This is a genomic window from Affinundibacterium amnicola (genome assembly GCF_014284275.1).
Taxonomy (GTDB): Bacteria; Pseudomonadota; Gammaproteobacteria; order Burkholderiales; family Burkholderiaceae_D; genus Undibacterium; species Undibacterium amnicola.
The window spans coordinates 37,657-57,826 of the sequence record NZ_JACOFU010000004.1; the positions used below are offsets into that span (position 1 = coordinate 37,657).

The 20,170-nt window shown below is 45.7% G+C and carries 17 protein-coding genes and 1 tRNA gene; 3 read left to right on the top strand and 15 right to left on the bottom strand.

Features of this window, described 5'->3' with window-relative positions; all coding sequences use genetic code 11:
* Positions 1 to 12 precede the first annotated feature (12 nt).
* The 4 genes from H8K33_RS10755 to H8K33_RS10770 all read right to left on the bottom strand — a co-directional run bounded on the left by H8K33_RS10755 (position 13) and on the right by H8K33_RS10770 (position 6,426).
* The gene (locus H8K33_RS10755; RefSeq protein WP_222613386.1) at positions 13 to 1,383 is read right to left on the bottom strand and encodes a pectate lyase family protein; all 1,371 of its coding nucleotides are present in this window, start codon (positions 1,381 to 1,383) and stop codon (positions 13 to 15) included.
* A gap of 188 nt (positions 1,384 to 1,571) precedes the next feature.
* Complete coding sequence (locus H8K33_RS10760; RefSeq protein WP_186891041.1) at positions 1,572 to 4,517, bottom strand: TonB-dependent receptor; 2,946 nt, start codon at positions 4,515 to 4,517, stop codon at positions 1,572 to 1,574.
* Between the two features lie 661 nt (positions 4,518 to 5,178).
* Positions 5,179 to 5,751, bottom strand: coding sequence for an outer membrane beta-barrel protein (locus H8K33_RS10765; protein WP_186891042.1), 573 nt, complete (start codon positions 5,749 to 5,751; stop codon positions 5,179 to 5,181).
* Positions 5,752 to 5,970: 219 nt separating this feature from the next.
* Complete coding sequence (locus H8K33_RS10770) at positions 5,971 to 6,426, bottom strand: Lrp/AsnC family transcriptional regulator (RefSeq protein ID WP_186891043.1); 456 nt, start codon at positions 6,424 to 6,426, stop codon at positions 5,971 to 5,973.
* Between the two features lie 283 nt (positions 6,427 to 6,709).
* On the opposite strand from H8K33_RS10770, the gene rocF reads away from it, so the two are divergent.
* A complete protein-coding gene (rocF, locus tag H8K33_RS10775; protein WP_186891044.1) occupies positions 6,710 to 7,633 on the top strand; it encodes an arginase in 924 nt (307 codons plus the stop codon).
* A 52-nt stretch (positions 7,634 to 7,685) separates the two neighbouring features.
* On the opposite strand, the gene cueR is transcribed toward rocF, so the two are convergent.
* Positions 7,686 to 8,093, bottom strand: a complete 408-nt coding sequence (gene cueR / locus H8K33_RS10780; RefSeq protein ID WP_186891339.1) for a Cu(I)-responsive transcriptional regulator — start codon at positions 8,091 to 8,093, stop codon at positions 7,686 to 7,688.
* A 5-nt stretch (positions 8,094 to 8,098) separates the two neighbouring features.
* On the bottom strand, positions 8,099 to 10,507 hold the full coding sequence (locus H8K33_RS10785; RefSeq protein ID WP_186891045.1) for a heavy metal translocating P-type ATPase: 2,409 nt from the start codon (positions 10,505 to 10,507) through the stop codon (positions 8,099 to 8,101).
* Positions 10,508 to 10,719: 212 nt separating this feature from the next.
* Here H8K33_RS10785 and H8K33_RS10790 point away from each other — a divergent pair, with 212 nt between their 5' ends.
* Positions 10,720 to 10,923 (top strand): heavy-metal-associated domain-containing protein, encoded by a 204-nt coding sequence (locus H8K33_RS10790; RefSeq protein WP_186891046.1) that lies wholly within the window; start codon positions 10,720 to 10,722, stop codon positions 10,921 to 10,923.
* A gap of 110 nt (positions 10,924 to 11,033) precedes the next feature.
* Here the strand turns inward: H8K33_RS10790 and H8K33_RS10795 are convergent, their stop codons facing one another.
* Both H8K33_RS10795 and H8K33_RS10800 read right to left on the bottom strand, forming a co-directional pair.
* Positions 11,034 to 11,771, bottom strand: coding sequence for an LrgB family protein (locus H8K33_RS10795; RefSeq protein WP_186891047.1), 738 nt, complete (start codon positions 11,769 to 11,771; stop codon positions 11,034 to 11,036).
* A gap of 1 nt (position 11,772) precedes the next feature.
* Positions 11,773 to 12,180, bottom strand: a complete 408-nt coding sequence (locus tag H8K33_RS10800) for a CidA/LrgA family protein (RefSeq protein ID WP_186891048.1) — start codon at positions 12,178 to 12,180, stop codon at positions 11,773 to 11,775.
* Between the two features lie 663 nt (positions 12,181 to 12,843).
* Here H8K33_RS10800 and H8K33_RS10805 point away from each other — a divergent pair.
* Positions 12,844 to 14,229 (top strand): hypothetical protein, encoded by a 1,386-nt coding sequence (locus H8K33_RS10805; RefSeq protein ID WP_186891049.1) that lies wholly within the window; start codon positions 12,844 to 12,846, stop codon positions 14,227 to 14,229.
* 507 nt (positions 14,230 to 14,736) lie between these two features.
* Here the strand turns inward: H8K33_RS10805 and H8K33_RS10810 are convergent.
* From H8K33_RS10810 to petA, 7 genes are all read right to left on the bottom strand, one after another.
* Complete coding sequence (locus tag H8K33_RS10810; RefSeq protein ID WP_186891050.1) at positions 14,737 to 15,498, bottom strand: substrate-binding periplasmic protein; 762 nt, start codon at positions 15,496 to 15,498, stop codon at positions 14,737 to 14,739.
* A 352-nt stretch (positions 15,499 to 15,850) separates the two neighbouring features.
* Positions 15,851 to 15,926 (bottom strand) — tRNA-Thr (locus H8K33_RS10815).
* A gap of 69 nt (positions 15,927 to 15,995) precedes the next feature.
* Entirely contained in the window at positions 15,996 to 16,475 is a 480-nt protein-coding gene (locus H8K33_RS10820) for a ClpXP protease specificity-enhancing factor (protein WP_186891051.1), read from the bottom strand.
* Between the two features lie 75 nt (positions 16,476 to 16,550).
* The gene (locus H8K33_RS10825) at positions 16,551 to 17,162 is read right to left on the bottom strand and encodes a glutathione S-transferase N-terminal domain-containing protein (protein WP_186891052.1); all 612 of its coding nucleotides are present in this window, start codon (positions 17,160 to 17,162) and stop codon (positions 16,551 to 16,553) included.
* A 100-nt stretch (positions 17,163 to 17,262) separates the two neighbouring features.
* On the bottom strand, positions 17,263 to 18,027 hold the full coding sequence (locus H8K33_RS10830; protein WP_186891053.1) for a cytochrome c1: 765 nt from the start codon (positions 18,025 to 18,027) through the stop codon (positions 17,263 to 17,265).
* Between the two features lie 25 nt (positions 18,028 to 18,052).
* Positions 18,053 to 19,465: a cytochrome b gene (locus tag H8K33_RS10835; RefSeq protein ID WP_186891340.1), complete on the bottom strand. Its 1,413-nt coding sequence runs from the start codon at positions 19,463 to 19,465 to the stop codon at positions 18,053 to 18,055.
* Positions 19,465 to 20,079 (bottom strand): ubiquinol-cytochrome c reductase iron-sulfur subunit, encoded by a 615-nt coding sequence (petA, locus tag H8K33_RS10840; RefSeq protein WP_186891054.1) that lies wholly within the window; start codon positions 20,077 to 20,079, stop codon positions 19,465 to 19,467. Before petA ends, H8K33_RS10835 begins: the two co-directional genes overlap by 1 nt.
* Positions 20,080 to 20,170 lie beyond the last annotated feature (91 nt).

Sequence of the window (20,170 nt, forward strand, 5' to 3'; positions counted from 1 at the left end):
TATTGTGCATCGTCACTTGCGATTCAACTTAGGCAACCATCTCTGTGTATCCCAATCCTGTTCAGAAAAGCCCAACTGCACTTCCTTGGTATGAGGATAAGCACTGACTTCACGCTCGTCATTAATGATCGTTCCGCGTCCTTCGGCAATGTAGTAGATCACGCGAGTGTCATCCTTATCTCTATCCCAAGGTCTGGCACCTGCATGGCGTAGCAATTCCGATTCCACTGATCTCGCATCCATCACTTGCAGCCCTCGCGGCCAATCGATTGGTGCTGCTTGAACCAAGAACTGCGCACGCGTTTCGCCATAGCGACCAAATAGCGGCAATTGATTTCCGAACTGGTCAACTGCGATATTATCTTTCTCAAAATAAGCGAGATCTCCATCACCACCCAACATCATTAGTGGCAATGCTTTCTTGGTCGACATACCACCACGCAATACATTGCCGACGACATTCAACTGCCCTGTTTGATAAGCATGATCCCCCCACTCAAGTGCCATCAAGTTGTAATGAATCGCCTTCGAGCGCGGGTTATAAATCAGATTATTCGCCACTGTCGCACGAGCACCACCTTTCAATAAGGGATTACGTTCGACGTTATGCGCCCAAATATTGCGATAAAAGATCACCTTAGTCACATTATCATGAACCAAGCTCCCTTTTGAGTGCTCGCCTTTAGTATGCGTGGATTCAGCCAAGCCTTCCGCTGCTAGGTTGTTCGAAAACAGAATATGATGACTAGTCCCATTGCGCCATTCATCTGGCGTATTACCTTTAAAGCGCGGCCCAGAAACCGACATATTTTCATCAATTGCCCAACTCATACTACAGTGATCAATGATGACATGATGTGCTGCTGAGATGTTCAAGCCATCGACTTCCCAGCCACTCGCTTTACTTTGGCCGTCCGCACCGGTTCGAATGCGAAGATGTTGAATGATGACATTCGATGCACGAATATTTATCCCTCCGCGAATTAAAGTAATTCCCGGTGATGGCGCAGTTTGCCCTGCAATCGTGACAAAACCTTCGCTCACTTGAAGCACGCTGCGCTGCAAATCAATAACGCCGGCGACTTCAAATACGATCACTCTTGCGCCCTTGGTTTCCAAAGCAGCACGCAAGGAACCTGGTCCATCTTTTTGCAAATTTGTGACGCGAATTATTTGACCACCTTGCCCGCCAAGCACGTCATCCAGCCAGGCAATATTATTTGGAAACGTGTAATTCTTCAGCAGCGTATCGATTTCACCCGCACGACTGGACACAGGGATAAAAGAGCTGACGAGAATAGTCAGTGCGATAAAAAGATTGAATTGAAAACGATATTGAGTCGCACTTCGCACATTGGGTAACATAGCAGTCAATTGACACATCACTTTTCTCATATAGTCGAGTCGCTGTAGAGCTAATAAATTCGGCAAATTCGTTCTTACTAGTATCAGCTTTGGACATAAAAAAATAGCGCAACTTAACGGGGAATCTTGTTAAATTGCGCTATCGTCTACCGCACACGATGATCAATCAAACCAATCACCGCTTTCGTCCTGGGGAGGATGAAACTTTAGAATTTATAACGAACACCCAGTAAATACTCACGGCCAGTCACATTGTTGACCACCACACTATCACGCAAGCGACTAATGAATTGATCGTTGGCTTGGTTAGTCAGATTAGAGCCCTCAAAGCTGACCTCCCATTGATTATTGATCTTGTAAGTGACAGACATATCGACGTTGACGGTGCTGTTTTTACCTTCCACATCATTATTATTCTGACCTGGAACACGGGTCACAAAAGACGAACGTTTAGATGCTGAAACACGCGCACTGAATGCACCATCATCGTAATACAAAGTCGCGTTCCAAGACTTAGGTGACAAGTTCAAAAGATCATCTGTAATCGTCACTGCACTAGTCGGTGAAACCACATATTCAATCTTCGATTTCACGTAGGTGTAGTTCAACAAAGTACCGAAGTTTTTGCCCCAAGCTGGTAAGAAAGTAAATGGCTGTTGATAATTCAACTCAAAGCCACTCAACTTACCGCCCTTGGTATTAATTGGTGCGGTAACTTGAAATACTTCTTCGCCAGTAAAGTTCGCTGGCAATAAGGACATTGGCAAGCCAGTGTCTTTAAACGCGACGTTAGTACGAATGCTTTGGATGTAAGTATTAATATTCTTCTGGAATAAGCCCAACCCTAAGAATGCATTTTTACCGAAGTACCACTCAAAATTGGAATCAAAGGTATCGGCACGGAATGGCTGCAACAAAGGATTTCCACTAGTAACTGACAACGTACCTGTAGTTGAAATCGTGCCACCTGGATTCAAGTTACCTAATTGCGGACGCGCCATTACTTTAGCGGCAGCGAAACGCGCAATAAAATCACGGCTCACATTAATCGCGATATTCGCCGATGGCAAAAAGTCGTTATAGGTATTGCGTACAGTGACTGGTGTACCACCACCTGCTGCTTGATAACCTGTCGCGATTTGCTCGGTCTGTACATAACGCGCACCAAAGTTACCGCGTACACGATAACCAGCTACAGTATTATTGAAATCACCCATCAAGAAAACGCTCTTATCGTTTTCTTCGACAGCACGATTATTACCACGTGCATTGCCATTCGTAATCGACGACAAAGTAAAGTCACCTGGGCCACCTGCTGGACCACTCTTCAAGCAATTACAATAGATGTCATAAGCTTTAGCAATCGCGTTCAAATCAGGAATCAACCATGAAGTTGGCGTACCTGCTGGCAGATTTTGCCCGCGACCAAAACCGGTTAATTGGGTCGTTAAACTCGCGATATTTGTTCCTGCATTCGGCGCGAAGATCGTGTCATTCTGATTGACGCGGCGTGACTCGTAAGAATCGAAATTATATTTCTTCAAGTCTGCACCAGCGCGCAGAGTCAATTTATCTTCAATCGCATCCCACGAAAAATCAAGATGCACAACATCATTGCGATTGTTCGCGCCTTGCGGACGAATACGAATTTCACTCGTCGTGGTGTTCGGTACCGTACCCGCCTGTGTGCCGGACGTCACTTGTGGCACGGTAGCCAAAGTCATCGGCCCTGTTGCGGAGGTCACGTCAAATGGATACGTGATCACTGGCATACGATCATCACCACGGAAATCTAAAGCGTAACCGTTCACATTGATCGCATCCAACGTCGTCGTCGTTTGCACAGGATTGGCGAACTTGGAAGTTGCGCGACCAATACGTGCATTCATGCGGAAAGTGTCGCTGAACTGATGGTCCAATGTCAAAGTTGGTTGTGTGAAGGTCGTGGACAACTCATCAAAGCGCGATTCTGCACGCACATCGACGCCGTTGTACATGCCGTACAGCAGCGCACCATTCGGCGCGTATTCAGTTTTTACGACACTGGTTTGCGGCTTACCACCTTGGCTTGCGGAACGACTAAAAGAAATCGCTTCCAGAAAATCTTCTTGACGTGTTGCATCTAATTTTGAATACAACATATCGAAAGAAAACAGCGTACCGCGTTGTGGCTTGTATTGCAAAGAAGCGGTTAAACCAAGACGATCTTGATCATGCGTCAAACGGCCATAACGTGGCAAACGTGGCACAAAATTATTCGCGGAACTAGCTAAATTGTAGGCGGCGATATTGTCTGCAGTTCCTGGCAAACGCGATACACCTTGTGCTGCGGGGCCGCAAGTCGTGGCGGTCGAGTTTGTCGGATTGGCCGGCGTCACACCCATCGGTGCACACCAACCGCCAGAAGATGGTCCATTGTCCCAACGTACCGTACTAAAGCCTTCTTCAAAAACGCGTCGCTTAGAAAACGCACCGGACAATAAAGCACCAAAGGTATTATTCGCGAAGGTGTTCGACACTAAGAAACCAACACGCGGATCCGTTTTTTGTGACAAATCATTGTAGCGACCTTTGGCCATCACGGTCGCATTAAAACCGCGCAAATCAAATGGGCGCATGGTTTGCAGATCGACAGTCGCGCCGAGTGAGCCCTCGTCCACATCTGCAGATGCGCTCTTGCGAACAGTCAGTGAATTAAATAATTCGGATGGGAATACATTGAAATCAAATCCGCGTGAGCGGTTGGCGCCACCGGAACTATCGGTACCGCCTGTGGTGGCCAAGCCCTCCACACCATTAATCCGAACTCGCGTGAAGTCTTGCCCCAAACCACGCACTGTAACACTGCGCCCTTCACCCGCATCACGATCAATCACAACACCAGGAATACGTTGCAGAGATTCAGCCAGATTCGTATCAGGAAACTTACCCATGTCTTCAGACTTGATCACGTCCACGATGCCATTATCATCGCGCTTTTTGTTGAGCGCACTTTCCAATGATGCACGCAAACCAGTGATGACCACTAGCGTCGGTTGCTCATCCACTTTTGGCTTCGCTTCCTGAGCATAAGCACCACTGATTGCCATCGCCAAAACGGAAGTCGTAAAGGCAAATCGACCGATGTCTTTCCTTAAATTTCTGTTGCGCATGATATTCATCCTTTGGTCTCGAATAATTTTTATTGAGTCAGATGGCGAAAATATTGTTTGCTTTACTGCAGACTATCGGGCGCTGATCAGACGCTCTAAAAGTACCGCAACAAGCCCGACATCTTTCGACTTCTCTAACTTTGATTCGATTCTAAAAGTATTTGCCAAGCCAACGCGAGAACTTTCAACAGTATCAAAATATTAATTTTTACAAAAAACTCTTCCACCGAGAAAGATCAACTAGTTTTAAAAAAAATCATAAATACATCAATTTCAACCAAAACAATACTAAAAGTCACCAAAATCATCCAAATAAAAAAATATTTCCAAATAAAAATAATCTTATTTGCACTAAAAAAGCACTTTTATTGCATAAAAAAATTATCTTTGAATCGTCCAAAAAACAACAATTGGTCTTACCAAATGTATTTTTGGTTCACCAAAATAAGTTATTTGGTCAATCCAGATAACTTAAACTGTCCTACCACTTAGCACAATTTTGAACTAAAGCTACAAATTAGATGGGCATGAAAAAAGCAGCCGCGCGGGCTGCTTTTAACGACGTATGAACCACTTATTGCTACCGTTTTAGATCACGGAAATTCCATCAAATTTCAATCATAAGATCTTGATTTGGAAAATTCACACTAGTAACGCGAACTTAAAACTCGGATTGCACACCAATCGAGAAATTAGTTACACCAGAAGTGGTCTGTGTAAAGCCTGAAACTTTGACACGACGGTGATCAACTTCAGCGCGAATCGCGATTTTCTTATCGACGTAATACAAAGCGCCCAATGAAATTAATGGCTGTCCAGAATAGTGTGTTTCAGATGCAGCGAAGTCACGTGTACTTGCAACGATTTCACCTTTCATAAAGGCGACGCCTAATTTAGCGAAACCAACAAAATTGTTCATCGGCGTCGTTTTTACAATCGCGGCCAAATCTGCACCACGACCATTAAAAGTCGCCTTCAGAGCGGAATCACTAGCGCCGACTTCATTTAAATAGATATAACTGCCTTCAACACCGAAATTAGGTGAGAACTCATAGCCGCCATACAGCTTCCAGCTAGCAGCTGCAGTGTGGCAGCTTGTTGAACCAGCACAATCAAAATTCCATTTTGCACGTCCAACAGAACCACCAAAATAAGAAACCTGTGCTGCCGCATGAGCACTAACTAATGCACTACCTAAAACGAAGGCCGCAGCCAGAATATTTTTCTTTAACATGAAGTTCACCTATAGATGAGTTTTAAAAAAACTGCTTCAAGCACCGCCGCCCTGATTAGTGAGTCAGACGAGAATTTGCCGCAATTTCGTACAAAATTGGCATTTTACCCGCAGGCAATCACCTACGTCAGGATTTATTTGCAATTCGTTGCAGAAGTCGCAGATTCGAGCGTTTCCTAAACATCTCTCAAACGTCTAAGAAGCGTCCAATGGCACAACTTAACGAATCGGCAATGCACTGACAGGCTTAATTTCTTCCATACAGATCATCGAGCGCAAATTGCCAACGCCCTGCACTTGCATTAATTTATCGGTCAAAAACTGTGACAAACTCTTGAGATCACTGGCGACGACCTTCAATAGATAATCAAAATCCCCCGAAATCGTGTGGCATTCAATAATATCGGGAAAAGCGCGTAAATTACGCTCAATTTCACGCACATTTCGGTATTGTTCACGATCAAGCGATAAGCTGACGAAAGCCATCACGCCAAGACCAATCGCTTCTGGCGCAACCTGAGCAGTGTAGGCGCGAATCACCTTCGCTTCTTCCAAGGCGCGAACGCGACGCAAGGTTTGCGGTGGCGAAAGGTGGATCTTTTCGGCTAGCTGTAAGTTACTGATGCGACCATCTTCCTGCAAATGACGCAATATACTTAAATCGTAGTTATCCATTCCAGCCTCATGAAGTTCAAAAATTCCACATAGAATAATAAAAGAGGAATTAAATTACGAATTATCGGCACATTAGGAATTTAATTTCTCGTTCATAGATTATATCCAACAATTACGAAATCAAAAATTTTCTATTTAGCTCTATAATTCAGCCTTATCAACGCCCTCAAGTCATTGAGTTTGGCGACGATGAACATGAATTCGATGTGCTTGCGTGCAGACTATTCGCACACAAATTGCAGCACCTAATCCAATCAGCTCTTTTGAAAGCGAATGCTCAATAATGAAAACCATCTCACTCATAGGTGCACCTACGGATGTCGGCGCAAGCGTTAAAGGTGCAGGCATGGGACCAGATGCCTTGCGCGTCGCTGGTCTAGTTCAAGCTTTAGAAGCAAGAGAATTAGCCGTAATCGATCACGGCAATCTGCATGGCCCTGCAAACCCTTGGCAGGCACCAGTTAATGGTTTACGTCATTTAAATGAGGCGATTGATTGGAATCAGGCAGTTTATAACGAGGTCAGCAGTGCGTTACAAGCAGGTCATATGCCGATGATGTTAGGTGGCGATCACTGTCTGGCAATCGGCTCAATTAGCGCGGTCGCTAAACATTGCAAGGACCATGGTAAGAAATTACGCGTCTTATGGTTTGATGCGCATGCAGACAGCAACTTATCCACAATCAGCCCAACCGGTAATATTCACGGCATGCCAGTCGCGTGTTTGATGGGACATGGTCCAGAGCAACTGATTGCTTATGGTGGCTACACACCAGCGATACAAGCAGATGAGATTCGTCAAATCGGTATTCGCAGCGTCGATGACGGCGAGCGCCAGTTTATCCATGACATGGGCATTCCCGTTTTTGATATGCGCTATATCGATGAACATGGCATGCGTGCGGTGATGTTGAAAGCCTTAGAAGGCATTGATCAGAACACCCATCTGCATGTGAGTTTTGATCTTGACTGTCTTGATCCTGATATCGCACCTGGCGTCGGCACCGCGGTTCTTGGCGGCCCGACTTATCGCGAAGCGCAACTGTGCATGGAAATGATTGCAGACACAGGCTTACTTGGTTCATTGGATGTGGTTGAGCTCAATCCAGCTTTAGATTTACGCAATCAAACCGCGATTCTGGCAGTCGATCTGATCGAAAGCTTATTCGGTAAATCGACTTTGGTCAGAATCAATCCTAAAGCCTAATCTCCGTCGCTTGATGGTCACTCAGTCACTAAAACACCATGAGTTTGGTGTTTTAGTGACAGGCTTTATGTGTATCGTCGGACAGCCGATCAAGTATCGGACAATCTGGTCGCTGATCTCCGTGACAAGCCTGTGCCAGATGTTCTAATTGCTGACGTATCAACAGCATTTTTTGAATTTGTTCATCAAGCTCAGCGATATATACGCCAGCAAGTTTTTTTACCTCTGCACTTTGCCGACTACGATCTCGCCACAAGCCAAGCAAGGTTTGTATGCGCTCTAATGAAAATCCCAAGTCACGTGCGCGTCGGATAAATTGCAGTGTATGTACATCATTCTCACCATACTGCCGATAGCCGGCATCAGTGCGCCCTGCAGCATGTATCAATCCTATGCTTTCATAATAACGAATCATTTTTGCACTAACACCTGAAGCTTGTGCGGCCTGACCTATGTTCATCCCCTTCATGGTTTTTCCTCAGTCATCGATGTAGGTGTCCAATAACGCAATAGCAAAGCATTCGACACCACACTGACGCTAGAGAATGCCATTGCTGCACCCGCCAGCATCGGATTCAAATAGCCAAGAGCCGCCAACGGTATGCCGACAATATTGTAAATAAACGCCCATCCAAGATTTTGACGAATCTTACGATAGGTTCGCTGCGATATGGAAATCGCGTCGGCAAGCAGTAAGGGATCACCGCGCATTAAGGTGATGCCTGCGGTATGCATTGCAACATCGGTTCCGGTAGACATGGCAATACCCACATCCGCTGCCGCCAACGCAGGAGCATCGTTAATGCCATCACCGACCATGCCAACCCGAAAGCCCGACTGCTGCAATTCACGCACAATATTCGCTTTATCCGCTGGTAGAACTTCCGCACGTACCTCTGTAATGCCGACAACTGCCGCCACAGAATTTGCGCTGCCATAATTGTCGCCACTGAGCATAATCGACTTCACCCCCAATGCATGCAAGCGCTTTACTGCCAATATTGCACTGGCTTTTACCTGGTCACCAAAACTCAACAAGCCAGCTAATTGCAAATCGCCATCCATCGATAAAGCCAAAAATGAAACCGTACGACCAAAACCCTGCTGCTCCTGCGCCGCTTGCTCAAATGCACTCACATTGACACCCAATTCCTGCATCCAGCGCAGGTTTCCCAGATATACCGTGGCACCATCTAATTGCGCCTGAACGCCACGACCTGGAGATGCCTTGGCATCCGTCACAGCAAGGAGCTTTATGCCTTGCTTCTGCGCACTGTGCAATACCGCATGTGCCAGCGGGTGATCGCTGTATTGCTGTACAGCCGATGCCCATTCCAATATTTGTTTTTCGCTATATGCATGACTAATCACTGCGGCCACCGTTGGCTTACCCTCAGTCAAGGTGCCCGTTTTATCAAATGCAATGGCCGTCAAACTATGTGCAATTTCCAACGCCTGTGCATCCTTAATTAAGATACCGAATTTGGCGGCAACGCCTGTACCTACCATAATCGCCGTCGGTGTTGCCAAACCCAAAGCACAAGGACATGCAATGACTTGTACTGCTACGGCATTCAACAATGCAGCTTGCCAATCTCCAGTAATCCATCCCCATGCTAGCAAAGTCAATCCAGATATACCGAGAACGATAGGTACAAATACCGCACTAATTTGATCAACTTGCGCTTGTATTGGTGCCTTTACCGCCTGCGCATCTTCGACGAGTTTAATTATTTGCGATAACATGGTAGCACCGCCAATCCCGCGCGCAGTCACCAGTAACAATCCATCGGCATTCACAGAACCGCCAATCACCATGTCACCGACATGCTTGCTGACGGGCATGCTTTCACCAGTCAATAACGACTCGTCCAGATGGCTAATCCCTTCGATAATTTCACCATCGACAGGCACACGATCACCAGGGCGAACAATTACCAAATCACCGACCTTTAGTTCGGCGACAGGAACTTCAATATCAACCCCATCACGACGTAGCAAGGCAGTCGTGGCGCGTAAAGACTCTAGCGCTCGTAGCGCTTCGACAGTTTGATGTTTCGCTTTCGCTTCCATCCATTTACCAAGCAACACCAAGCTGATCACCACAGCCGATGATTCAAAGTACAGATGCTGCATGCCATGCGCCACGTGTTCGCCTGCGTCCAATAACAGATAGATCGATAATCCATAGGCAGAACTGGTACCAATCGCTACCAGCAAATCCATATTACCGCTCCCTGCTAATGCAGCCTTCCAACCAGCCTTGTAGAAGCGGGCACCAAGCCAGAACTGCACAGGCGTTGCCAATGCTAGCTGCAACCAGCCAGGTATCAACAAATCAATTCCCACCATCGCCAATAACATCGGCGCCATCAACGGCAAACTCAACACAATCGCGATCACTACCAACCAGCCCTGACTCAAGCCTGCTCGGGGCGAGGTATGGATGCTGAGCTTGTCTTCAACCAGATGTGCGACGTAACCAGCCTTTTTTGCTGCCGCTAACAAGCTACTCAGTTCGACCTCTGCTAGCGCTGTTACTTGCGCCTTTTCTGTCGCCAGATTGACACTGGCATCTAATACCCCTGACACCGCCTTGAACGCTTTCTCAACACGACCAACACATGAGGCGCAGCTCATATCCGCGACCGTCAATGTCCATGTTTTGGTCGCTACTTGATAACCTGCTTTTTCTACGCTAGCGATCACTGCTTGAATATTTGCACCGGGCTTCACGCTAACACTGGCTTTCTCAGTGGCCAAATTGACGCTTGCTTCCAACACAGCATCGGTCGCCAGCAAGGCTTTTTCAACTCGCCGCACACATGACGAACAGGTCATGCCCTCAATTTGCAAATTCAATTTACTATTCATAGAACTTTCCTCTGATCTGGCCATCATCTCAAATGTCTTAGTTGTTTCGGGCAAGGATTTCTTTGCCGCAGGCTTCACCGTAGAAATCAGGATATAGCTTCCCACCATGGGAAGGTCAAGAAAATCTTAAAAAATCATGACGGAGCGCAAGCGAACAGGATTCAGAGCATCTACAATCACGTCATTCAAACAATCGGATCAGGAGAATTCTCATGCCACAGTTTCAAGTTGAAGATATGACATGTAAGCACTGCGAAGCGACCATCAGCAAAGCAATCAAGGAGCTGGATGCACAGGCCAACATCGCCATCGACCTGGCTGCACATTCAGTCAGCATTGAATCAGCGCAGAATGAAGCCTTACTTGAAGCAGCGATACGTGAAGCTGGTTTTACGCCCGTTCTCGTCGCTGCATAAATTGAATGCGTGCAAATTAGAATCGACTGTGTAGTGTCAACTAATTAGCATCAACTGACTGGCATCAACGACTTAGCATCAAACCGTCAGCAAGACAGAATTAGCTTCTGCTAAAAGAAGTAATTCACAATCACTGGCACCAAGCTTGGTGCCAGCAACGCGGTCAGAACACCATTCAAGCCCATTCCTAATCCGGCAAAAGTACCAATTTCTTTACTGACCTGAAATGCACGCGCCGTTCCAATTCCATGTGCCGCTAAGCCAATTGCAAAACCACGGATTTCTGGTGAACTAATGCGCATCCAATTAAACAAATAGCGCGCTATTAAGGCGCCGAATGCACCAGTCAAAATAACGATTGCGGCGGCAATTGAGGGGACGCCACCAATCTTATCGGCAATGCTCATCGCAATTGGCGTCGTCGCTGATTTTGGGCCTATCGATAAAGCTAATTCTTGCGAACCACCCATCCAAATCACGATGAGCACAGCAGAGATGATCGCCGTCAATGATCCACATAACAAACCGACCGTCAAAGGAAGCAAACTACGGCGCAGCTTTGGTAATTGTCTTGCTAAAGGAATTGCCAGCGCAACCGTCACAGGCCCAAGCATAAAATGGATCATCTGTGCAGAAACAAAATAACGCTCATAGGAAATATCTGTCGCGCTCAGCACAAGAATAATCATAGCAACCGCCATGACGACTGGATTGGCCAGCGGCGAGAAATGAAACTGAGAGGAAATCCACATTGCAAGCAGATACGCGCATAACGTCAAACTAACTGCTAATAGTGGCGAATGGGCAAGGTAGTTCCACGTAGACGCAAGTTCTAAGATTGATGTCATGTTATTTTTCTGATTTTTCTAATGGTGTTTGCGACGATGTACTAGCATCCATAAGCTGATCGGATGACGCGACATGGTGTGGCATCAACCAACGCATACTCAGGGCTGTCACTGCAAGTGTCAACAAAGTACTCACGACAAGAGCGAGCAACAAGGCAATCCAATGTTGTGAAACGCTATTAGCAGAAACCATAATCCCAACACCCGCTGGAATGAAAAATAAAGACATGTGCTTGAGCACATGATGGCTGGATTCTTCAATCTTTGCCATCAAGCGTGGCGAAGCGAGTAAAGCGAAAAACAACAGCAACATTCCGACAACTGGACCTGGAATATTCAAACCCAAAACAAACACACTGGCTTCACCCAGACACTGAAAAACCAACAAGATCGCAAATGTGTAAAACATCAGTAACAGCCTCCTCAAGTTGCAACAAGCTAAGTCACCATGACCGACGCTGAAAATGATTGTAGCGTGGTTTCAGCCTTTGAATCTAAAAGTACTCGACAAGCTGTGTACCCAAGATAGAAAAGTGAGATGCAATGCCATGTCGATTTCTGTGCCTGGGAGGGTTCTTCTAGAGACATCTACACAACTGGCGCACAGTTGGTCTTGCACAGATCTCCTTTATCTGAAACCAAGCGTCTTCATTCGTACAAAAACTTTCGATCTCTGTTGTACTCAAGCTGTCGTCAATTCGAAAGTGAACAAGTCCGCTTTCGAACAAACGATTCTAGTGATTGATTTGACTCACTGTGGCTGATATGAACTTAATAATTGGTCACTTGACATGTAAATCACTAAAAACTACACGTTAAGAAACCATAGTATTCCCAAAAGAAGCCTATTTTGGCTGGCATGATGTTTGCGAGTACGTGAATAACCGGTGTAGCAGAATCGCCTATTGATGATTTCTTTACCTGCCACCTGTTAAGTTCTTAGCGAAACAAATATTAGCTAATTCTTAGGAGCAGGTCGCCTACAGTTCGACGTAATCAGGTCGCTCACTCTTTAGCTATTTCTTGTTTCTCTATTCAATCCATTGGCTGCAAGACTAGGAGGAAACATACTATGCAACGACCCGATTTCAGTCGCAACAACAACCGAGGTGTACTGTCCACAATTTTTGTGGGCTTAGCGCTTAGCCTTGCATCAGCCACCGCTGCGCTAGCACAAAGTTCAGCCCCCTCCACACCTAAATCTCCCCCAGTTCCGAGCTTTCCCTGTGGTGGTCTAAATCCAATTGGGGTTGAGCTGAAACCCATCCCTAAACTCAGCAATGGTGAATTCACCAATCCTGGCGCAGATTGCGCGATGTGGCAAACCTTTATCTATCTGAACTGGCCCGCTAAATCAGGCCAACGCGGCATCCCCGACACTTCGGCCTTGTTTGGCGCACCAGGAACAACTGTTTGGGAAAGTTTTCTCACTGAAGAGCAAGTGTTCCTTCCAAATGGCGCTCAGCCACAACCGTGGAATAATCAAGTCGTCAATGCAACGCTTCCCAAAGAAGTCGCAAGTGAATTCGCTGCGGGCAGCATGCGAATGTTGACACGTACCGCGAAGGTATCACCCACCGTTGCCAAACTTCAAGCAACCTTGAAAGCGCGCAAAAGTCCGAACATTCCACTCGATGAAATCACCCAGGCAGATGGAAATATTCTATACGACCAACAGAAAAATCCCGTGTATTACGATGTGGCGATGAACAAAACGCAGTATGACTACATCACGCAAAACAGCTTATATAACGCCACCACACAAGCCACCTTCGCTAAAACGACGAACATTATTTTGCCGTCTGGCTCGATTGAGGTTAAAGCAGCTTGGAAAGTGCTTACCCCAGTCGAAGCAAGCTCCGGACGCTTTCATCTTGCCAAAGGATACGTCCCTGGCTCTGCTGATGGTAAAGCGGTCACAATCGGCTTGGTCGGATTTCATATCTTTGCTAGCGGCGGTAAACAAAATGCTGGGCTGTGGTCGACTTTTTATCAGGTGGATAATGCACCGTTGATGGGTGCAACAGGTAAGCAAGCCTACAGTTTCAATAATCCCACGAGCAAAACACCGGTTAACACCAAAGGAACTAACCCTACCCAAGTGGTGCAGGTATTTCCCGATGATGTGAATGCCGCAAAAATCAACGCACAAGCTCAGAAAATCATCACACAAGGCTACGCCAAATCACCTTGGCAATACTACGCCATGGTCGATACGCAATGGTCTAAAACAGTTCTCAATCTGAGCACCCCAATCCCACAGACGGTACCACTTTCTGCTGGCAAGCCAGGCGACATCAGCACGAACACCTTGATCAACCCTGTATTGGAAACATTCATGCAAACCAAAGGAAATAGCTGCATGGGCTGCCATGCTTTTGCCACCACAGCACAGAAAGCTAGTAAAACTGCGACAGGTTTTAGCTTTATGTTCGGCAGTGCGCAAGCGCCGAAATAATCGACAGGAAGGATTGATTTTTTATAGAGGCATTTCCAGTTCATAGCACACCAGATGTGCTATGAACTTCGCCCATTTTTTGTCGGAACGGCTCATGTTGATTCTAGCGCTTTCATCCAAGCCAGCATGACATGTGTAGATGTTGAGAATGAACTCAAACACACATGAAAACTCAACTAGCCTAATGCGCGACCAAATTTTAAATCTGCTGTTTGCAAATGCATCACCGTGCTCTAGCCTAAGTGTGCATCTCGATCCAGTCACTCAATCCAATCTGTTGATACAATTTCTCGATCCAATTTTCGGCCGCTCGCGATGCTTATGCGGAAGTTTCCACGTTTGATATTTGCACAGACTTCAACGAAAAGTGGCGCTCAATATTGAAAGCAGGCACATGACTTCGGTCTTATAAGTGATGAGATAAATTCAGCACAAGGACGCAGCAACATTGAGCACAAATTTGCGGTGTTAAGAATTGGCCGTACAACGGCAATAATCAACAGCTAGTTAATGCGGTTTCGTATAGCGCTGAACAATCGCATTCATTTTTCCCTCGCGACGTAGCTTATCTACACTACTTTGCAATTTCTCGATAAGAGTCGGATCAGAGCCAAGATTCATACCGAAATACAAAGAGCCTCCATCATAAAGCTTGATCAGCTTAATCAACTTGCCGGCGGGAATATCATATTGCTGTTGATTCATTGCCATCCCAATTTCGGTGTTAACCACAGCGTCAATCTGGCCTGACTTCAGCATGCGCATTTCATCGCTATTTGAATTGAAAATACGAATTGCTGACTTCGATACTCCCGCTTCAAGCAATTCAGTTAATGAGGCTTCAGCGCGAATCGCACCGACCTTAAATTTGTCGAGATCTTTTAGAGTATGGATTTCATTGGCAAGCTCCGCCCGTACGTAAACCCAAGTAGTTCGAGGCAAAATAGGACCAATCCAAACAAATTGCCCCTCTCGTGCTGGAATGCGAGCAATCGTATAGATTAAGGTATTTTTTGTTTCTTGCACTGTTTTGTAAGCGCGTGTCCAGGGTACGAGTTGAAATTCACAATGCAAATTTGCATTGATGCATGCAGTACGTAAGATGTCTGTCGAAATGCCGGTTACGTCCTTGCCATTCAGAAAATTATATGGCGGCCACTCTTCCGTGTAAGCTTTTAAATCAACCGCAGTCGCATTCATACTATTCATCAAGAATAGTATGGCGACACCATAAAAAAGTTTCCAGATTTTGCGCGCAAGCAATCGCATGTTCAGTATGTCCAACCAATAATCGAAGTGCATCGAAGGGGGTAATTTGAGGCATTATGGCACAAAGAATTATTGCTCTATAGCATAACTTCCTAGATTTGCCTCAGCGTGGTATCTCTGCATCGCAAGCGATACTTCATATGATCGGGCGTGTGAATTTATCGTGATACTTCACTACCTAGCGCGGTTCCAAAAAAATGCTTAGCTAGCGGAAGACAAATCAACACAGAACGCCAAATTTGCCGATAAGATATGTTGAGAAAAATACGTTGAAAAGATGCGCAGAGAAGACAGACCAACTTTCTCAACGCAATAAAAAAGGGCTCACATTTCTGTGAGCCCTTAGTGCTACTGGTGCCGGTTGCCGGAATCGAACTGGCTACCTGATGATTACAAGTCAACTGCTCTACCAAGTGAGCTAAACCGGCGGTAATCTTTTCAACACTGCTTGCAATACAATTTGTTTTGCAACGAATCTTGAAGAACAAAATTATAGACTACTTTATGACTTTTAGGGAAGGTTTTTCTGGTTTTTTTTGTGTTTCTTTTGTGTCTTCCTGTTTTTCCAATTCAGCCACGAGGTTTTCTTCCTTATTGCTTACCGAAGCCAAACCTATCACTGGCTTGACTGGCTCGACAACTGGCGCATCAGAGTCCAGGGTATCTTCCACATCATCAAAAACCATGCCTTGACCATTTTCACTAGAGAAAATCGCCTGGATATTACGCACAGGAATATAAAGGTCGCGCGAAACGCCACCAAACCTAGCTTTAAAACTGACTGCATCATTGTCCATTTTCAAACCACTTGTCGCAGAAAATGCAATGTTCAGAACAATCTCACCCTTACGCACAAATTCCATCGGGACTTGTACCGCACCATTTACTTTTACCGACATATACGGTGTAAAGCCGTTGTCAGTGCACCATTCGTAGATGGCACGTAATAAATATGGTTTTGTAGAAATTCCTGACATGAGCTTGCATTACTTTCTAAATAGTTTCGAAAAGTTGCGACCAGATTTCAATGCAAAACCTGATCGCAGATATCATTAACGACGCATTACTTTTTCAGAAGGTGTCAATGCTTCAATATAAGCAGGGCGAGAGAAAATACGCTCTGCATATTTCAACAATGGCGCAGCTGTTTTTGACAAATCAATACCATAGTGATCCAGACGCCACAGCAATGGAGCTACTGCTACGTCAAGCATAGAAAATTCTTCACCGAGCATGTATTTATTTTTTACAAATAAAGGTGCTAATTGCGTCAGGCGATCACGAATTTCAGCACGCGCTTTATCCAATACTTTAGAAGACGCATTGTTCTTTTCGTTCTCCAAAGTATGCACGTGTACGAACAATTCTTTTTCAAAATTGAACAACATTAAACGTGCACGAGCACGTTGCAATGGATCAGCAGGCATCAATTGCGGATGCGGAAAGCGCTCATCAATGTATTCGTTGATGATATTGGATTCATACAAAACCAATTCGCGCTCAACCAAGATTGGCACTTGACCGTACGGGTTCATCGTGGAGATATCTTCTGGCTTATTGAACAAATCAACGTCACGAATTTCAAAATCCATGCCTTTTTCAAACAGGACTAAACGGCAACGTTGTGAAAATGGGCAGGTTGTACCTGAGTAGAGAACCATCATTTTTATAGTTCCTTAAAAACGATTAGGGTGAGGTGCAAAAAGCAGACCTCACCCTGGGATGACACATCCACCAGTTATCTGATGGACGACTAATTTACGATTACTTCACTTCTTTCCAGTAGGAGGCATTCAAGCGCCATGCTAAGGTCGCCAGCAAAGCCATGAACATCACAACCCAAACGCCCAAACGCTTACGTTCATTCTGCGCTGGTTCGCCCATCCACTGAAGATAAGCAACAAGATCACCGATGGCATTGTCATATTCAACAGCGTTCATCGTGCCTGGCGTTAAAGTTTCGAAGCCCACGAATTTGTGTTCCATTTTAGATGGATCATGTGCATCTTTAACTTCTTCAAACTTTGCTCCACGCACACCTTGCAATTCCCACAAAGCATGTGGCATACCAACGTTAGGGAACAACATGTTGTTCCAACCAGTTGGGCGACTTTCATCTTTGTAGTAAGTACGCAAATACGTGTAGAGCCAGTCAGCGCCAGTACCTGCACCAGAAGCTTTAGCGCGGGCAATCACCGATAAATCAGGTGGAACTGCGCCAAACCATTCTTTCGCGTCTTTCGCGCTCAGACTAGTTTTCATCAGCTCACCGATTTTCTCACCGGTAAACAATAAATTGCTCTTGATTTGGTCTTCCGTCAAACCGATATCACGCAAGCGGTTATAACGCATAGACACTGCAGAGTGGCAATTTAAACAGTAATTGACGAAGAGCTTTGCGCCATTCTGCAACGCAGCCAGATCAGTAGTACGTTCTGGCGCACGATCCAGTGGGAAACTTCCACCACTGGCTAAAGCCAATGCTGGAGCGAATGCCAATGTAAGGATCAGTTTTTTAAGTAATTTCATGCTAGTTTTTCCTCGCTTAATCTGATCAGTGCGCAGCAAACGTTACGCGCTTTGGCACAGTCTTGAACGTACCCATACCGCTCCACCAAGGCATCAACAAGAAGAAACCAAAGTAGATCAATGCACATACTTGAGATACGCGTTCACCCATCGGTGATGGTGCTTGCACACCAAGGTAACCCAAAACGACGAACGCGATACCGAATACGATATACACATATTTGTGCCAATCTGGACGGTAACGAATCGATTTCACTGGAGACACGTCTAACCAAGGCAAGAAAGCCAAGATCACAACAGAACCACCGAACAAAACCACACCCCAGAATTTTGCATCCAAACCGAAAGGCATCATGCCGATGATCGCCACTAATGCGACCGCTGCAATTGCTGCCTTTGTCATAAAGCCCAAAGAAGACTTCAACCAGATCAGCGCAACATATGCCGCGACACCCGCTTGAATCACAAACAAGAACTCAGACGTCGTGGCACGCAAAATTGAGTAAAACGGCGTGAAGTACCAAGTTGGAGCGATGTGCGGTGGCGTTTTCAATGAATCGGCTGGAATAAAGTTGTTGTACTCCAAGAAGTAACCGCCCATTTCTGGCGCAAAAAACACAACTGCAGTAAAGATCGTCAAGAACACTGTCACGCCAAAGATGTCGTGGAAAGTGTAGTAAGGATGAGAAGGAACACCGTCAACTGGGTGGCCGTCTGCATCTAAGTTTTCTTTGATTTCGATACCATCAGGGTTGTTAGAACCGACTTCATGCAAAGCGATCAAATGCGCTACTACTAAGCCCAACAAGACCAAAGGAATCGCAATCACGTGGAAAGCGAAGAAGCGATTCAATGTCGCATCAGACACCACATAGTCACCACGAATCCACAAAGACAAATCTGGGCCGATGAAAGGAATTGCGCCGAACAAGTTCACAATAACTTGTGCGCCCCAGTAAGACATTTGGCCCCAAGGTAAGAGGTAACCGAAGAAAGCCTCTGCCATCAGACACAAGAAAATCGCAAAACCAAACAACCAGATCAATTCACGTGGCTTACGATATGAGCCGTACAACAAAGCACGTGTCATGTGTAAGTACACAATGATAAAGAAGGCGGAAGCACCGGTCGAATGCATGTAACGCACTAGCCAGCCCGACGGCACTTCACGCATGATGTACTCAACTGATTCAAATGCTAACTTTGCATCTGGTTTGTAATGCATCACCAGGAAAATACCGGTAACAATCTGGATTACCAATACCAACATCGCCAATGAGCCGAAGATGTACCAGAAGTTAAAGTTTTTTGGCGCGTAATATTGACCCCATTGATCATTCCACAATTTCGTCAGTGGAAAACGGGAATCAACCCAATTCAATGCTTTCGCTGCGATAGGCGCATCGTCAGGAAGTTTTTTCTCAACAAATGCCATGATTAAGCCTCGCCTTTCTCATCTTTACCGATGATAATTTTGGTATCTGATAAAAACATATGCGGTGGCACGTCCAGATTTTGTGGCGCAGGTTTATTCTTATAAACGCGACCAGCCAAATCAAACGTAGATCCGTGGCATGGGCAAATAAAGCCGCCTTCCCAATCATCTGGCAAAGAAGGCTGCGCACCAGGCGTGAATTTGGAAATCGGCGAACAACCCAAATGAGAGCAAATACCGACAGTGACCAAAAATTCACTATGTTCTTTACGAGAACGCGTTTGCTTGTCGCAATACGCTGGCATATCCATCGTGTATGGCTTCTCAGATTTTGGATCCGCCAATTTTGCTTCTGTCTTTTTCAGACTTTCCATCATTTCTGGTGTACGTCTTAAAATCCACACTGGCTTACCGCGCCATTCTGTCGTGCTCATTTCACCTGGTTTTAAAGCGGAAATATCCACTTCAACCGGTGCACCCGCCGCTTTTGCGCGCTCGGATGGTTGAAAAGTACTCACTAGTGAAACCGCCGTGCCAACACCTACTGCACCACCTGCCACACAGGTAGCAACGAGTAAGCCGCGACGACTTGGATCGACCTGCTTTTCGATACTCATACAAACCCCAATCTATCAAAAATCAAAACTTGACGAAGCACAACCCCACTTCTTACAACCTTAAATTATAAAGGAGCTGGGAGGTGAATTA

Coding starts and splice junctions, on each gene's coding strand:
- H8K33_RS10755 (WP_222613386.1), bottom strand. CDS start 1,383: ATGTGTCAATTGACTGCTATGTTACCCAATGTGCGAAGTGCGACTCAA.
- H8K33_RS10760 (WP_186891041.1), bottom strand. CDS start 4,517: ATGCGCAACAGAAATTTAAGGAAAGACATCGGTCGATTTGCCTTTACG.
- H8K33_RS10765 (WP_186891042.1), bottom strand. CDS start 5,751: ATGTTAAAGAAAAATATTCTGGCTGCGGCCTTCGTTTTAGGTAGTGCA.
- H8K33_RS10770 (WP_186891043.1), bottom strand. CDS start 6,426: ATGGATAACTACGATTTAAGTATATTGCGTCATTTGCAGGAAGATGGT.
- rocF (WP_186891044.1), top strand. CDS start 6,710: ATGAAAACCATCTCACTCATAGGTGCACCTACGGATGTCGGCGCAAGC.
- cueR (WP_186891339.1), bottom strand. CDS start 8,093: ATGAACATAGGTCAGGCCGCACAAGCTTCAGGTGTTAGTGCAAAAATG.
- H8K33_RS10785 (WP_186891045.1), bottom strand. CDS start 10,507: ATGAATAGTAAATTGAATTTGCAAATTGAGGGCATGACCTGTTCGTCA.
- H8K33_RS10790 (WP_186891046.1), top strand. CDS start 10,720: ATGCCACAGTTTCAAGTTGAAGATATGACATGTAAGCACTGCGAAGCG.
- H8K33_RS10795 (WP_186891047.1), bottom strand. CDS start 11,771: ATGACATCAATCTTAGAACTTGCGTCTACGTGGAACTACCTTGCCCAT.
- H8K33_RS10800 (WP_186891048.1), bottom strand. CDS start 12,180: ATGTTTTACACATTTGCGATCTTGTTGGTTTTTCAGTGTCTGGGTGAA.
- H8K33_RS10805 (WP_186891049.1), top strand. CDS start 12,844: ATGCAACGACCCGATTTCAGTCGCAACAACAACCGAGGTGTACTGTCC.
- H8K33_RS10810 (WP_186891050.1), bottom strand. CDS start 15,498: ATGCGATTGCTTGCGCGCAAAATCTGGAAACTTTTTTATGGTGTCGCC.
- H8K33_RS10820 (WP_186891051.1), bottom strand. CDS start 16,475: ATGTCAGGAATTTCTACAAAACCATATTTATTACGTGCCATCTACGAA.
- H8K33_RS10825 (WP_186891052.1), bottom strand. CDS start 17,162: ATGATGGTTCTCTACTCAGGTACAACCTGCCCATTTTCACAACGTTGC.
- H8K33_RS10830 (WP_186891053.1), bottom strand. CDS start 18,027: ATGAAATTACTTAAAAAACTGATCCTTACATTGGCATTCGCTCCAGCA.
- petA (WP_186891054.1), bottom strand. CDS start 20,079: ATGAGTATCGAAAAGCAGGTCGATCCAAGTCGTCGCGGCTTACTCGTT.